Origin of the sequence: Streptomyces sp. NPDC003247 (assembly GCF_042888135.1) — a bacterium.
Taxonomy (GTDB): Bacteria; Actinomycetota; Actinomycetes; order Streptomycetales; family Streptomycetaceae; genus Streptomyces.
In genome coordinates this window covers 24402-38826 of sequence record NZ_JBIAPF010000020.1, presented here as the reverse complement: position 1 = coordinate 38826, position 14425 = coordinate 24402, and the positions used below count along the sequence as shown (strand labels likewise).

Below are 14425 nucleotides of genomic sequence, written 5' to 3'. Positions count from 1 at the left end.
GCCATGCTGCTGACGATCGACGTGGGGAACACGCACACCGTGCTCGGCCTGTTCGACGGTGAGGACATCGTCGAGCACTGGCGCATCTCGACGGACTCCCGCCGTACGGCCGACGAGCTCGCGGTGCTCCTCCAGGGCCTGATGGGCATGCACCCCCTCCTCGGGGTGGAGCTGGGCGACGGCATCGACGGCATCGCGATCTGCGCGACCGTCCCCTCGGTGCTCCACGAGCTGCGCGAGGTGACCCGCCGCTACTACGGCGACGTGCCCGCGGTGCTCGTCGAGCCCGGCGTGAAGACCGGCGTGCCGATCCTCTTCGACAACCCCAAGGAGGTCGGGGCCGACCGCATCATCAACGCGGTCGCCGCGAACGAGCTCTACGGCGGTCCCGCGATCGTCGTCGACTTCGGCACGGCGACGACGTTCGACGCGATCAGCGCGCGCGGGGAGTACGTCGGCGGCGTCATCGCCCCCGGCATCGAGATCTCCGTGGAGGCCCTCGGCATCAAGGCCGCGCAACTGCGCAAGATCGAGGTGGCCCGCCCCCGCAGCGTGATCGGCAAGAACACGGTCGAGGCGATGCAGGCGGGCGTGGTCTACGGCTTCGCGGGCCAGGTGGACGGCGTCGTCAGCCGGATGGCACGCGAGCTGGCGGACGACCCGGACGACGTCACGGTGATCGCCACCGGCGGCCTGGCGCCGATGGTGCTGGGCGAGTCCTCGGTGATCGACGAGCACGAACCGTGGCTGACGCTGATCGGACTGCGCCTGGTGTACGAGCGGAACGTGTCGCGCATGTGACCGGCGCACGCCCCCCGGGCCGCCGCGCGCCGGTCCAGGCGGCCGCGGGGGCGCGCGGACCGGGGCGTGCCCGGACAGGTACGCCCCGCTCCGCGCGGAGACGGGACCCGTCTTCCTACGGCCCGGCCTGGAACCGGTCTGGAACGGGACCGGACAAGACCGGACCCCAGGACCGGAACGGGACCGGACAAGACCGGACCGCAGGACCGGAACAGGACCAGACAAGCCCTGACCGGGACCGGATCAGGACCGGCCCGCGCCGACCTGCGCCGGCCCGCGCCGGGTCGCCCGCACGGGTGAGCCGGCGCAGGCCGCGGGCGGATTCGGGCACGCCACGCCTGACCGTTATGCCGAGATTGTCTGATTAGCGCGTATCGTCGCCGCATGCCCACGCCATACGGATCCCGCGGCGGCATGGCGTTCGGCGCGGAGGAGCTGCGTGTGCTCCGCCGCGCTCTCGCCCTCGCCCTCCACCCCGGTCCCGCCTCGGCCGAGGACGTCCAGGACTGCCACCGCCTCGCCGAGTCCCTCGACGAGGCGGTGCGTGAGACCGCCCGGCTGCGGGCCTTCCTGGTGGCCGACCTCGCCCGGTACCGCGCCGCCCTGCCCGGCACCGCGGCCGGATACCTCACGCTGCTGGAGGAGGTCCTGGCAGCCGGCCACCGGCCCGGCGCGGACGACCTCGCCGCCCTGCGCGCCCTGCGCGGCAATCCGGCGGCGGCCGCCCTCCTGGCCCACTGCCAGGTCCTCGCGGAACAGGACGTACGCGCCCGCCTGGCGCGCCAGACGGCCCGTCGGCCCGCTCCGGCGGCTCGCGTCGTGCCGGTGTCCCGTACGCGCCTCCTGGCCCTGCCGGGGGGCCGGGCGGGGGTGGTCGTGGACCGGGTGCCCGGCGGCCGGGCCGCCGTGGCCGCGGACGGCACGGACGGGGAGCCGGGGAAGAAACCCGCCCAGCGGCCCGCCGCACCCCACCCCGCCCCCGGCCCCGTGCCCGTGAAGCCCGCCGCGCCCGAGCCCCCGCGCCGGCCCGTCCCCACGCCGGGCGAGGTCTTCCCGCGCCGCAAACCGGTCCCGCCGCCCGCCGGGGCCGGGAAGCGGCGGCTCGCGGTCTGCTGAGGGAACGGCACCGGGGCGCCCCGCCGCGCCCGACCCCGCCCCGGAGCCCCCCTCGACCCTGGCTACCCTGGATCCATGGACTACGTCTCCGCGCTCGTGCCCCCCGTCGTCATGGCGGCGTTCTTCATCGGTGTGGTCAGGGTGATCGTGAAGACCCAGGGCGGGGCCGCCAAGGCCAAGGAGGACGCGGCCGTCGACGCCGCCCTCGCGCGCGCGGAGCGTGCCCCCCGGCCCTCCGCCCAGCCCGACGCCTGACCTGGACGCCCCCCCCGCACGGCGTACGGCAGCCTCCCGGCAGCCGTACGCCCTTTTTGTTCGCCTTCGGCAGTGAACGTGCACGTCCGGCACGCGATGGGCGAGATCTCCCACTATTGTTCTGAGGTGTGCCTCGCCCATTGGGAGAACTCGAAGACGCGGTCATGACGCGGGTGTGGAAGTGGAACCGCCCGGTGACCGTTCGAGAAGTCCTGGAAGACCTCCAGCAGGAACGGTCCATCGCCTACACCACGGTGATGACCGTTTTGGACAATCTCCATCAGAAGGGCTGGGTCCGCCGCGAGGCGGAAGGCCGGGCCTATCGATATGAGGCGGTCTCCACCCGCGCCGCCTACGCCGCAGCCCTGATGAACGACGCCTGGGCGCAGAGCGACAACCCCGCCGCCGCTCTCGTCGCCTTCTTCGGCATGATGAGCGAGGAACAGCGGTACGCCCTGCGGGACGCGGTGCGCATCGTCCAAGGTCCGGAAACCTCCGAAGCCCCCCGGCCGACGAGTGCCGGGGAGAACCAGAACCCCGGCTCGGCAACCGGACCCGACGGGCGATAGCGTCCGCACATGTCAGCACGGAGTCCCGAAGTCAGCGCTAAAGCCATCACCGTCCGCCGGGCCCGGACCAGCGATGTCCCCGTCGTCCGCCGTCTCCTTGACGCGTACGTCCGCGACCGCATCCTGCTCGACAAAGCGACCGTGACGCTTTACGAGGACATCCAGGAGTTCTGGGTCGCCGAACGGGACGACAACGCCGAGGTCGTCGGCTGCGGCGCCCTGCACGTGATGTGGGAAGACCTCGCGGAAGTCCGCACTCTCGCGGTGAAGCCCGGCCTGAAGGGCGCCGGCGTGGGTCACCAGTTGTTGGAGAAGTTGCTGCACACCGCCCGCTGGCTGGGCGTTCGCCGCGTTTTCTGCCTGACCTTCGAAGTCGACTTCTTCAGCAAGCACGGCTTCGTGGAGATCGGCGAGACGCCGGTCGACACCGATGTCTACGCGGAGCTGTTGCGTTCCTATGACGAGGGCGTCGCCGAGTTCCTCGGACTCGAACGAGTGAAACCGAACACCTTGGGCAACAGCCGGATGCTTCTGCATCTGTGATCGTCCCGTCCATTCCGGGCCGGACGCCGTTGCCCGGGTGCCCTATGTCCGAAACGCGTATCTTTCCGGACGGTGGGCGGGCCGCAGGCCTCTGCCGGGGGTTTGTGTTTTTCCAGCAAAAGCGGTTTGCTTTCCGACGTACTGCAGTACTGCATATAACAGGGGCGGCGAAACGGCGCACGCCGCAGAGCCCCGGCCCTCACGTTATCGATGAAAGGAAATCCGGTGGCACAGAAGGTTCAGGTCCTTCTTGTCGACGACCTCGACGGCGGCGAGGCGGACGAGACCGTTACGTTCGCGCTGGACGGCAAGACCTACGAGATCGATCTCACGACGGCCAATGCGGACAAGCTGCGCGGCCTTCTCGACCCCTATGTGAAGGGTGGCCGTCGTACCGGTGGCCGCGCTTCGGGCGGACGCGGAAAGACACGCGCCGCTTCCGGTGGCAGCCAGGACACCGCGCAGATCCGCGCATGGGCGAAGGAGAACGGTTACGAGGTCAACGACCGTGGCCGCGTTCCCGCTTCCATTCGCGAGGCTTACGAGAAGGCCAACGGCTGAGCGCAGGCGCGCCACAGCCGGACACGGTGACACTGCGTCGCCAGCGTGTCCACCCACCGCACCAGATCGGGGGCGCCCCCACCGCCCCCCAGGGCCGACACCGTCGCCAATGAGGCCTCGATCTCGCGCCCGGCCACGGGGGGCCGTACCCACAGGGCGGCCCCCTGCGCAGTCCCGGCGGACTCCGCGCCCGGCGGCAGGGGCGCCTCGATGAGGCCGCCCGCGCCGATCGCCCGAAGCTCCAGCGGCAGCACCCCCCAGTCGAGCCACTGAAGGATCCCCGGCAGCTCCCCCGCGCTGCCCGCGGCCACCAGGAGCCACATCCGCTCCCCCTCGACGGCCACGGGAGAGCCCGGCGCCAGGCGCCGCAGAGCCGCGTGACCCGCCTCGGCCGGTACCTCCAGGACGTCGAACCGCACGCCGACCGCAAGCCGCACCGGCGTCCCGGGCACCGTCGCCCACCCCAGTTCGTTCTCGTACCAGCCGCGGACACGGGCGGCCGTACCGGCGATTTCGGCGGTATCGGCGGTATCGGCCGCGTCGGCGGCGTCGGCCGTATCAGTCGTATCGGCGGTATCGGCCGTATCAGATGTGACGAGAGCGGCCGGAAGAGTCGGGAGAGCCGGAGGAGTGCCCGGGGGAACGGCCGGGCGACCGTCCCGGAGGGTGTCCGAGAGGACCGAGCCAACCATGCCAAGCGCAACCGTCCGGAACGCCCGCGAGTTACGCTGAGTATTCATTCGGATGCCCAGCGTGCCGAAAGTGGGGGCGCGCGGGGATCCCGGGGGGCGTGAGGTTGTTCGCCCATAGCGGAGGGAACCGGTGCACGCGGCATGGACTGTCAGTCGCAGCGGGTAAGACATCCCTAGTGGGAGGGGTCGACACGCAGGACGGGACGTCTCACGTTCGCCATCGGCGTACTGGCGAAGGGGGTAACTGTCTGGCCTGCGGGAACATCGTCTCGCACCATCGGGTTGGAGCAGATGTCGGCGTTCGGGGTCAGGAGGCCATCGACGGTGTCGGCAGTTGGAATGAGCGGTCCCCGCTTGCGGGACTAAGCTGCGGAAGGACAGGGAGGGGAAGTTCCCCCCACTGCCTGACCGCTCTGAGGAGCGATTAACGATGTTCGAGAGGTTCACCGACCGCGCGCGGCGGGTTGTCGTCCTGGCTCAGGAAGAAGCCCGGATGCTCAACCACAACTACATCGGCACCGAGCACATCCTCCTGGGCCTGATCCACGAGGGTGAGGGTGTCGCCGCCAAGGCCCTTGAGAGCCTCGGGATTTCGCTCGAGGCGGTCCGCCAGCAGGTGGAGGAGATCATCGGCCAGGGCCAGCAGGCTCCCTCGGGCCACATCCCCTTCACTCCCCGTGCCAAGAAGGTCCTGGAGCTGTCGCTCCGCGAGGCCCTTCAGCTGGGTCACAACTACATCGGCACGGAGCACATCCTGCTCGGCCTGATCCGCGAGGGCGAGGGCGTCGCCGCCCAGGTCCTGGTCAAGCTGGGCGCAGATCTCAACCGGGTGCGGCAGCAGGTCATCCAGCTGCTCTCCGGCTACCAGGGCAAGGAGACCGCCACCGCCGGCGGGCCTGCCGAGGGCACGCCCTCGACGTCCCTGGTCCTCGACCAGTTCGGCCGGAACCTCACCCAGGCCGCTCGTGAGTCCAAGCTCGACCCGGTCATCGGGCGCGAGAAGGAGATCGAGCGGGTCATGCAGGTGCTGTCCCGCCGTACCAAGAACAACCCGGTGCTGATCGGTGAGCCCGGCGTCGGCAAGACCGCCGTCGTCGAGGGCCTCGCCCAGGCCATCGTCAAGGGCGAGGTGCCCGAGACCCTCAAGGACAAGCACCTCTACACCCTGGACCTCGGCGCGCTGGTCGCCGGCTCCCGCTACCGCGGTGACTTCGAGGAGCGCCTGAAGAAGGTGCTCAAGGAGATCCGCACCCGCGGCGACATCATCCTGTTCATCGACGAGCTCCACACGCTGGTCGGTGCGGGTGCCGCCGAGGGCGCCATCGACGCGGCCTCCATCCTGAAGCCGATGCTGGCCCGCGGTGAGCTCCAGACCATCGGTGCGACCACGCTGGACGAGTACCGCAAGCACCTGGAGAAGGACGCGGCCCTGGAGCGCCGCTTCCAGCCCATCCAGGTCGCCGAGCCGTCCCTGCCGCACACCATCGAGATCCTCAAGGGCCTGCGCGACCGGTACGAGGCACACCACCGCGTCTCCATCACCGACGAGGCACTGGTCCAGGCCGCCACCCTGGCCGACCGGTACATCTCGGACCGCTTCCTGCCGGACAAGGCGATCGACCTGATCGACGAGGCCGGTTCCCGGATGCGCATCCGCCGGATGACCGCTCCGCCGGACCTGCGCGAGTTCGACGAGAAGATCGCCGGCGTCCGCCGCGACAAGGAGTCCGCGATCGACTCGCAGGACTTCGAGAAGGCAGCCTCCCTCCGCGACAAGGAGAAGCAGCTCCTGGCCGCCAAGGCCAAGCGGGAGAAGGAGTGGAAGGCCGGCGACATGGACGTCGTCGCCGAGGTCGACGGCGAGCTGATCGCCGAGGTCCTCGCCACGGCGACGGGCATCCCGGTCTTCAAGCTGACCGAGGAGGAGTCCAGCCGGCTGCTCCGCATGGAGGACGAGCTCCACAAGCGGGTCATCGGCCAGAACGACGCCGTCAAGGCGCTGTCGAAGGCGATCCGCCGTACCCGCGCCGGTCTGAAGGACCCCAAGCGCCCCGGTGGTTCGTTCATCTTCGCCGGCCCGTCCGGTGTCGGTAAGACCGAGCTGTCCAAGGCGCTCGCCGAGTTCCTCTTCGGTGACGAGGACGCGCTGATCTCCCTCGACATGTCGGAGTTCAGCGAGAAGCACACGGTGTCGCGTCTCTTCGGTTCCCCGCCCGGATACGTGGGCTACGAAGAGGGCGGCCAGCTGACCGAGAAGGTCCGCCGCAAGCCGTTCTCCGTCGTCCTCTTCGACGAGGTCGAGAAGGCCCACCCGGACATCTTCAACTCGCTGCTGCAGATCCTGGAGGACGGTCGCCTGACCGACTCCCAGGGCCGGGTCGTGGACTTCAAGAACACGGTCATCATCATGACGACCAACCTCGGCACCCGGGACATCTCCAAGGGCTTCAACCTCGGCTTCGCGGCCGCAGGCGACACGAAGACCAACTACGAGCGCATGAAGAACAAGGTTTCGGACGAGCTGAAGCAGCACTTCCGGCCCGAGTTCCTCAACCGCGTCGACGACGTCGTCGTGTTCCCGCAGCTGACGCAGGCGGACATCCTGCGGATCGTCGACCTGATGATCAGCAAGGTCGACGAGCGCCTGAAGGACCGGGACATGGGCATCGAGCTCTCCCAGTCCGCCAAGGAGCTGCTGTCCAAGAAGGGTTACGACCCCGTGCTGGGTGCGCGTCCGCTGCGCCGCACCATCCAGCGCGAGATCGAGGACACGCTGTCGGAGAAGATCCTCTTCGGCGAGCTGCGCCCCGGTCACATCGTGGTCGTGGACACCGAGGGCGAGGGCGAGACCAAGACCTTCACCTTCCGGGGTGAGGAGAAGTCGGCCCTGCCGGACGTCCCGCCGATCGAGCAGGCGGCCGGCGGCGCCGGACCGAACCTGAGCAAGGACGCGTGAGCGTCCAGGAGTTCGCCCGACGGACCTGACGGAACCCGACGGGTCTGACGGACCTGACGGACCTGACGTAAGGGGCCGGTGCTCTGAGGAGCACCGGCCCCTTACGCGTGCCCCGGTGAGGGCCGTTCGTCGTCGGCTACGACAGCTGCCCGTCGTAGTCGGGCAGCTTGAACGTCTTCTCGGCGTGGCCGCCGGACAGGTCGGTGGCGCTGTTGCCGATGTTCGCGATGATCGTGTAGCCGTCGGCCTCGATGTCGACGCGCTGGGCGGTCTTGTAGTCGGCGACGTCCTGGAAGAGGTCCAGGAGGCCGCGGACGTAGAGACCGGAGACCTGGTAGCCGACGTGCTGGAGGTTGTAGTCGGTCACCGAGGCGATGATCCCGGGGCGGGCCGTGACGAAGAACAGTGCGACGCCGTGCTCCTGCGCGTACTCGGCGACGTCGAGGACGGGGGCGTTGGCCGGCTGGGGGTAGCTGAAGCCGAAGTCGGTCTCCAGGGTGGTGTTGTCCACGTCGAAGACGATCGCCTGCTTCTCGCCCGGCACCGGGGCGGCGATGCGCTGCTTCAGGTAGGGCAGGGCCTGGTCCATCACGGCCTGGCAGTCCGCCTGCCAGGTGTCGTAGTCCACGGCCACCGCGGCAGCGGCCGCGGCCGACACGGCCGTGGTGCCGGTGTCGGCCGCGTCCGCTGCCGGGACGGCCATCGCGGTGACGGCGGCCGTGGCCGCGGCGGTCAGGGCGATGTGGCGTGTCCAGCTGCCTCTGCTCATGGTGGGGGTCCTCTCGCGTCCAGGGCGCTGTGGATGTCGTGAGCATGCTCATCGAAGGGTATGGCTTGAGGGGAACCAGCGGGTTACTGGACGGTAGTGCACCCTGAGAGCCCGGTCACAGCCTTGAGCGCGTGATCGTGGTGTGGGCCACAACTCGCCGAAAAGGAGAGGGAGTAGGGGCGAGTAGCCCCCGTCACATTCCGAAGTCCCTTGGGGCGGGTGGCTGGTGACGTGCCGCACAGGCGATTTGTCCGTTACTAGCCTGATTAGTGGATCAGATGAACCCGACAAAACGGCCCAAAGGTGCAGAACGGTGCATCGAATGTGGGCGATATGGGTCGAATTGGGGGAAGTGGTAGCAAGGTGCGAACTGTCAAGAAGTGCTCTCTTTCGCGACGATCTACTAGATTCTGTCGTAGATCACACGTTTGAGGCTTTCCGGGTCCGTGGGTTACCAAGGAATGGCCCATCCGGCGGACGTCCGTCGGGTGGTTTTCTCTGCCCCCGGCTCCCATGAGGTTTCGATGTTCCAGCGCGTCACGTTCCGTTCCTCCCGTACGTCCCAGTTCCGCACCCGCGTGGCGGTCGGGGCCGCCACTCTCGGCGCCTCGGTCGTCCTGGGGAGCGGAGTGGCGTCCGCCGTCCAGCCCGCAGCTCAGCCCGCCGTCCAGGCCGCGGCGGTGAAGGCGGCCGCCTCCACCGGCTGGGTCAAGCCGGTCGCGAAGTACACCAAGTCCGCCAGCTTCCACCAGAACGGTGCCATGTGGCAGTCCACCCACAGCGGGCAGGACTTCGCCGTCCCGAGCGGCACCAAGGTCGTGGCCGCGCACGGCGGCACCGTGGTCAAGGCCGGCGGCAACGGCGCCGGTGACGGCCCCGCCTACGGCAACGCCATCGTCATCAAGCACGGCAACGGCACGTACTCCCAGTACGCCCACCTGTCGCGCATCGAGGTGAAGGTCGGCCAGATCGTCAAGACCGGCCAGCGCATCGCCCTGTCCGGCAACACCGGCAACTCCAGCGGCCCGCACCTGCACTTCGAGATCCGTACGACCCCCAACTACGGCTCGGCGATCGACCCGGTCGCGTTCCTGCGGGCCAAGGGCCTCAGCGTCTGACCCGAGAGGGCTGCCCTAGGGCCGCGCGCCCTGGTGGGCCTGGGTGACCAGATCGATGGCGACCTCGAGGACGGCTTCGCGCTTGTCCTCGGGGTCGCCTTCGATGTCCTGGAGGAAGAACATGCCGGCGTGCAGCGTGAAGATCGCGCTCACGCAGCGGACCTGGTCGGCCAGGGGGGCGTCCGGGTCGATGATGATGTCGCGCAGACTGCCCAGACGGTCCTTGAAGGACCCCCCGATCTGCAGCTCCCGCACCGTCGCCTGGTTCTCCTGCATGAACCGGAAGAGGGGGACGGCGTTGTTGAGGGCCTGGCTGTAGCGGCGGACGAGTTCCCGCTTGGTCTCGAGGGTGTGCGGCTGCGCCTTGCCCCACTCGATCAGGTCCTCGATCGGTTTCATCAGATCCGTGAAGATGCTGACGACGATCTCTTCCTTGGTCTTGAAGTGGTAGTAGAGGGCCGCCTTCGTGACCGACAGGCGCTCGGCGATCTCGCGCAGCGAGGTCTTCTCGTACCCCTGCTCGGCGAAGAGTTCAAGGGCCACGTCCTGAATGCGCTGGCGGGTGTTGCCTCGGCGCTGCTGCCTGGTGCCGTCCATGGTGACGTCCATCCTCGTACTCCTCGCGCTGCCGCGACACTCGCCCACGACTCGGTAAGAAAAACTTACCCGCCGCCCCGGGCTGGAACTTACTTGACGCCCGGCTAGTTAGGGGTCTACTTTCCCAGTGTAGTGAACTAGCCGGGCGGCAAGTAAGTGAGCGCCCTGGGGGAGTGGGAACGATGGCGGACACACCAAGCGAACAGACGGGCGCCGGCGTCACGCCGGCCGCCAAGGAACCGAAGAGCGTACGGGTCGTCATGCTCGCGCTCATGATCACGATGATGCTCGCGATGCTCGACAACATGATCGTGGGTACGGCGATGCCGACGATCGTGGGCGAGCTCGGAGGCCTGGAGCACCTGTCGTGGGTGGTCACGTCGTACACCCTCGCGACCGCCGCCTCCACCCCCATCTGGGGCAAGCTCGGCGACATGTACGGGCGCAAGGGCGCCTTCCTGAGCTCGATCGTGATCTTCCTGATCGGGTCGGCGCTGAGCGGCATGGCCCAGGACATGGGCCAGCTGATCGCGTTCCGCGCCGTTCAGGGCCTGGGTGCCGGCGGACTGATGGTCGGCGTCATGGCGATCATCGGTGATCTGGTCCCGCCGCGGGAGCGCGGCAGGTACCAGGGCATGATGGCCGGAGTGATGGCGATCGCGATGATCGGCGGTCCGCTCGTCGGAGGCACCATCACCGACCACTGGGGCTGGCGCTGGGCCTTCTACATCAACCTGCCGCTCGGCATCGTGGCCCTGGGCCTCATCACCGCCGTCCTCCACCTGCCGAGGAAGCGGTCCCAGGCCCGCATCGACTACCTGGGCGCCGCACTGCTGACCATCGGCATCACGGCCATCGTGCTCGTCACCACCTGGGGCGGCACGGAGTACGCCTGGGGCTCCGCGCGGATCATGGAGCTGATCGGCATCGGTGTCGCCTCGCTGGTCGGGTTCGTGTTCTGGCAGACCAGGGCCGCCGAGCCGATCGTGCCGCTGCACATCTTCCGCAGCCGCAACTTCACGCTGATGTCCCTCATCGGCTTCATCACCGGCTTCGTGATGTTCGGCGCCACCCTCTTCCTTCCGCTGTACCAGCAGTCCGTGCAGGGCGCGTCCGCGACCAACTCCGGGCTGTTGCTCCTGCCGATGCTGGGCGCGATGCTCGTGACCTCGATCGTCGCGGGCCGCATCACCACCAACAGCGGCCGCTACAAGATCTTCCCCATCGTCGGCGGCGCCCTGATGATCGTCGGGCTGTACCTGCTGTCCACGATGGACACCGGGACCTCCCGGCTCACCTCCGGCGTGTTCATGGCCGTCGTGGGTCTCGGCATGGGCTGTCTGATGCAGATCACCATGCTGGTCGCGCAGAACAGCGTGGAGATGAAGGACATGGGGGTCGCCTCCTCGTCGACCACCCTCTTCCGTACGCTCGGCTCCTCCTTCGGTGTCGCGATCATGGGCGCGCTGTTCAACAGCCGGGTCGAGGACGTCATGGCCGAGCGGGCCGGCGCGCTGGGCTCCGCGGTCACCGAGCAGTCCGCGCAGCTGGACGCGGCCAGCCTCGCCAAGCTTCCGGCGGCGGCCCGGGAGGCCTACCAGTACGCGGTCTCCGACGGAACCCACGCGGCGTTCCTCCTCGGCTCGGTGGTGGCTGTGATCGCGCTGGTGGCGTCCTTCTTCGTCAAGGAGGTTCCGCTGCGGGGGACCGGCCCGAAGCCGGAGGGGCCCGCGGACGAGGCCGCAGTCCCGACGGTGCCGGTGGCGGAGTCCGTCTGACCGGATGACATGACGGGACCGGTGCCGCGCCGACCGCGCCGACGGACGGCGCGGCACCGGTCCCGGCCTCACCGGAGGCCCCCGGCGGGTGACCGCTCAGGGGGCCATTCCCGTCGTAGGAGCAGCCGGGGCCGCGACGGGGGGGCGAGGCCGCCGGAGCCGGGGCACGCACGCGGTGGTCACCCGGGGGTGCTGGGGTGCCGGGGGCGCCCGCAGCTACCCGGAGCCACCGGGGGGGCCTGGAACCATGGCCTCCCGCGAAACCGGTTTGCCCAGGGGTGCCGGGGCCGCCGGGGTCGCCTGAGCTGTTCGGAGCCGCCGGGGTCGCTGGAGCCGCCCAGGGGCGCCGGAGTCGTCGGGCCGGTGAGACCCGCGCACGGGATCGCTATGGCCCGGACCACGGGACTGCTTCGGCCCCGCGCACGGGATCGCTATGGCCCGGACCACGGGACTGCTTCGGCCCGGACCACGGGATCGCTATGGCCCGGACCACGGGACCGCTTCGGCCCGTACGGCGGTCTACTGCCCGGACATCGGCAGCATCGGGTAGCTCCCCGTGTTCGTCGGTGCGTGTTCCGGCAGCCACAGGACGGCGACGGCGCCGTCGGCGGGTATGTGCTCCGGCGCCCCGGCCGGTCGTACGTTGCGGAAGGTGAGCCGGGCGCCCAGGACGCGGGCCTGGCCCGCGGCGATGGTCAGACCGAGCCCGTGACCATGGCCGGCGCGGTCGCTGCTGCCGGTGCGGAAGCGGCTCGGGCCCTCGGCGAGCAGGTCGTCGGGGAAGCCGGGGCCGTGGTCGCGGACCCGGATGACCCGGCCCTCCACGGTGACCTGGACGGGCGGTCTGCCGTGCCGGCCGGCGTTGGCGAGCAGGTTGAACAGCACGCGCTCCAGACGCCGGGGATCGGTGGTCACCATCGACTCGTGCACCACGCGGACCTCGACCGCGGGATCCTTGGCAGCGACACGCCGGGCGACGAACTCGCCCAGCAGGACGTCCTGCAACTCCGCGCGCTCCGAGGCGCCGTCGAGGCGGGCCACCTCCAGCACGTCCTCGACGAGGGTGCGCATGGCCTGGGCCCGGTCCAGGACCAGTTCCGTGGGCCGGCCGGGCGGCAGCAGCTCGGCGGCGGTGAGCAGTCCTGTCACGGGCGTGCGCAGCTCGTGCGCGATGTCGGCGGTGACTCTGCGCTCGGCCTCCAGCCGCTGCTGGAGGGCGTCCGCCATGGCGTCGACCGCCCGCGCCAGGTCGTCGGTCTCGTCCCGGACGACCCCGCCGATGGCGTCCCGCACCCGGACGTCCGTCTCGCCCTTGGCGACCTGGTTGGCGGCGGCCGCCGCCTTGCGCAGCCGGCGGGACAGCTGCCCCCCGATGAGTACACCGAGCGCGCTGCCGCCCAGGACGACCGCGATGGAGCCGATCACCAGGGCCTGGTCGAGGTCCTTGAGGATGTCCGTGCTGCGGTCGGTGAACCCGGTGTGCAGGGAGAGCACATGGCCGCCCTTGAGCGGCACGGCCGCCCAGATGCTCGGCGCGCCGCCCGCCGCGTGCTCGGAGACGAACGTCGCCCGTCGGCCCTCCTCGACCTTCTCCCGCAGCTCCGACGGCAGACGGGGGTCGTCGATCTCGATGCTGGGGAAGTTGGCGCGGCCGGACACGTCGTAGTTGCGCTGCGCGATCTGGATGCGTTCGTCGGCGAGGTCCCGTGCGTTGTCCAGCATGGACACCCGGGCCGCGTTGTGCACGACCAGGCTGAGCGCGACCGCCACCAGCGCGCCTACCAGCGCGATGGCCGCGCTCAGCTTCCACCGCAGGCCGGTGCGGATGCCCGCGCTCGGCCTCCACCACAGGCCGGTGCGGACGGCCGCGCGCTCCACGCGGGCCGGAACCAGGTGCCCCCGCATCCCCCGCATCCCCCGCATCCCCGGCATCCCCCGTCCCGCTCAGGCCTTCAGTTTGTAGCCGAAGCCGCGGACCGTCTCGATGCGGTCCTGGCCGATCTTGGTCCGCAGGCGCTGCACATGGACGTCCACGACCCGGGTGTCGCCTCCCCAGCCGTAGTCCCAGACACGTTCCAGCAGTCTGTCCCGCGACAGGACCGTGCCCGGGGCCGAGGAGAACTCCAGCAGCAGACGCATCTCGGTAGGGGTGAGGGCCACCGGCCGTCCGGCCCGGCGCACCTCCATCCCCTCGGTGTCGACCGCCAGTTCGCCGAAGGTCAGCACCCCGCCCGTGGCAGAGCCGCCGGGCTCGGTGCGGTCGCCGCCGCCCGCGTGCCCGAAGCGGCGCAGGACGGCGCGGATACGGGCGACCAGGACGGCTCCGTCGAACGGCTTGGTGACGTAGTCGTCGGCACCGGCCTCCAGACCGAGGACGACGTCGATGGAGTCGGCGCGCGCGGACAGCATGATCACCGGCACGGTGGACTCGTCGCGGATGCGCCGGCACAGGCTCACGCCGTCCAGGCCGGGCACCATGACGTCCAACAGCGCGATGTCCGGGCGGTCGGCCCGGAACGCCTCCAGGCCGGACAGGCCGTCGGGCATCGCGGTGACCGCGAAGCCGTCCCGCTCCAGGGCGAGTTGGGTGGCCTCGCGGATGACGTCGTCGTCCTCGACGAACAGGACGTGGGTCTGGTCTGCCATCCCGGTGCTCTCAGTCCTCGTGGG

The 14425-nt window shown here is 69.8% G+C and carries 14 protein-coding genes; 9 read left to right on the top strand and 5 right to left on the bottom strand.

Going from position 1 to position 14425, the window contains the following annotated elements; all coding sequences use genetic code 11:
- Window positions 1-3: 3 nt before the first annotated feature.
- The 6 genes from ACFYWQ_RS40545 to ACFYWQ_RS40520 all read left to right on the top strand — a co-directional run bounded on the left by ACFYWQ_RS40545 (window position 4) and on the right by ACFYWQ_RS40520 (window position 3845).
- On the top strand, window positions 4-801 hold the full coding sequence (locus tag ACFYWQ_RS40545; protein WP_385065933.1) for a type III pantothenate kinase: 798 nt from the start codon (window positions 4-6) through the stop codon (window positions 799-801).
- Window positions 802-1215: 414 nt separating this feature from the next.
- A complete protein-coding gene (locus tag ACFYWQ_RS40540; RefSeq protein WP_389525152.1) occupies window positions 1216-1917 on the top strand; it encodes a hypothetical protein in 702 nt (233 codons plus the stop codon).
- Window positions 1918-1992: 75 nt separating this feature from the next.
- On the top strand, window positions 1993-2172 hold the full coding sequence (locus ACFYWQ_RS40535) for a hypothetical protein (protein ID WP_389524885.1): 180 nt from the start codon (window positions 1993-1995) through the stop codon (window positions 2170-2172).
- A 140-nt stretch (window positions 2173-2312) separates the two neighbouring features.
- Window positions 2313-2741, top strand: coding sequence for a BlaI/MecI/CopY family transcriptional regulator (locus ACFYWQ_RS40530; protein ID WP_389524882.1), 429 nt, complete (start codon window positions 2313-2315; stop codon window positions 2739-2741).
- A 9-nt stretch (window positions 2742-2750) separates the two neighbouring features.
- Window positions 2751-3284 carry an amino-acid N-acetyltransferase gene (locus ACFYWQ_RS40525; RefSeq protein WP_385065924.1) on the top strand — a complete coding sequence of 178 codons (534 nt, stop codon included), beginning with the start codon at window positions 2751-2753 and terminating at the stop codon, window positions 3282-3284.
- A gap of 225 nt (window positions 3285-3509) precedes the next feature.
- The gene (locus ACFYWQ_RS40520) at window positions 3510-3845 is read left to right on the top strand and encodes an Lsr2 family protein (RefSeq protein ID WP_385065922.1); all 336 of its coding nucleotides are present in this window, start codon (window positions 3510-3512) and stop codon (window positions 3843-3845) included.
- Here the strand turns inward: ACFYWQ_RS40520 and ACFYWQ_RS40515 are convergent.
- Window positions 3824-4357 carry an SCO3374 family protein gene (locus tag ACFYWQ_RS40515; protein WP_389525149.1) on the bottom strand — a complete coding sequence of 178 codons (534 nt, stop codon included), beginning with the start codon at window positions 4355-4357 and terminating at the stop codon, window positions 3824-3826. The two genes, ACFYWQ_RS40520 and ACFYWQ_RS40515, sit on opposite strands and share 22 nt — an antisense overlap.
- A 610-nt stretch (window positions 4358-4967) precedes the next feature.
- On the opposite strand from ACFYWQ_RS40515, the gene ACFYWQ_RS40510 reads away from it, so the two are divergent.
- A complete protein-coding gene (locus ACFYWQ_RS40510) occupies window positions 4968-7493 on the top strand; it encodes an ATP-dependent Clp protease ATP-binding subunit (RefSeq protein WP_389524877.1) in 2526 nt (841 codons plus the stop codon).
- Window positions 7494-7629: 136 nt separating this feature from the next.
- Here ACFYWQ_RS40510 and ACFYWQ_RS40505 read toward each other — a convergent pair whose 3' ends face one another.
- Window positions 7630-8262 carry an HAD family acid phosphatase gene (locus tag ACFYWQ_RS40505; RefSeq protein WP_389524874.1) on the bottom strand — a complete coding sequence of 211 codons (633 nt, stop codon included), beginning with the start codon at window positions 8260-8262 and terminating at the stop codon, window positions 7630-7632.
- Between the two features lie 524 nt (window positions 8263-8786).
- Here ACFYWQ_RS40505 and ACFYWQ_RS40500 point away from each other — a divergent pair.
- Complete coding sequence (locus ACFYWQ_RS40500) at window positions 8787-9380, top strand: M23 family metallopeptidase (RefSeq protein WP_389524871.1); 594 nt, start codon at window positions 8787-8789, stop codon at window positions 9378-9380.
- Window positions 9381-9395: 15 nt separating this feature from the next.
- Here ACFYWQ_RS40500 and ACFYWQ_RS40495 read toward each other — a convergent pair whose 3' ends face one another.
- Window positions 9396-9989, bottom strand: a complete 594-nt coding sequence (locus tag ACFYWQ_RS40495) for a TetR/AcrR family transcriptional regulator (protein ID WP_389524868.1) — start codon at window positions 9987-9989, stop codon at window positions 9396-9398.
- A gap of 170 nt (window positions 9990-10159) precedes the next feature.
- Here ACFYWQ_RS40495 and ACFYWQ_RS40490 point away from each other — a divergent pair, with 170 nt between their 5' ends.
- Entirely contained in the window at window positions 10160-11755 is a 1596-nt protein-coding gene (locus ACFYWQ_RS40490) for an MDR family MFS transporter (protein WP_389524865.1), read from the top strand.
- A gap of 519 nt (window positions 11756-12274) precedes the next feature.
- Here ACFYWQ_RS40490 and cseC read toward each other — a convergent pair.
- On the bottom strand, window positions 12275-13669 hold the full coding sequence (gene cseC / locus ACFYWQ_RS40485; protein WP_389524862.1) for a two-component system sensor histidine kinase CseC: 1395 nt from the start codon (window positions 13667-13669) through the stop codon (window positions 12275-12277).
- Window positions 13670-13699: 30 nt separating this feature from the next.
- Window positions 13700-14401 (bottom strand): two-component system response regulator CseB, encoded by a 702-nt coding sequence (cseB, locus tag ACFYWQ_RS40480; protein ID WP_389524859.1) that lies wholly within the window; start codon window positions 14399-14401, stop codon window positions 13700-13702.
- Window positions 14402-14425 lie beyond the last annotated feature (24 nt).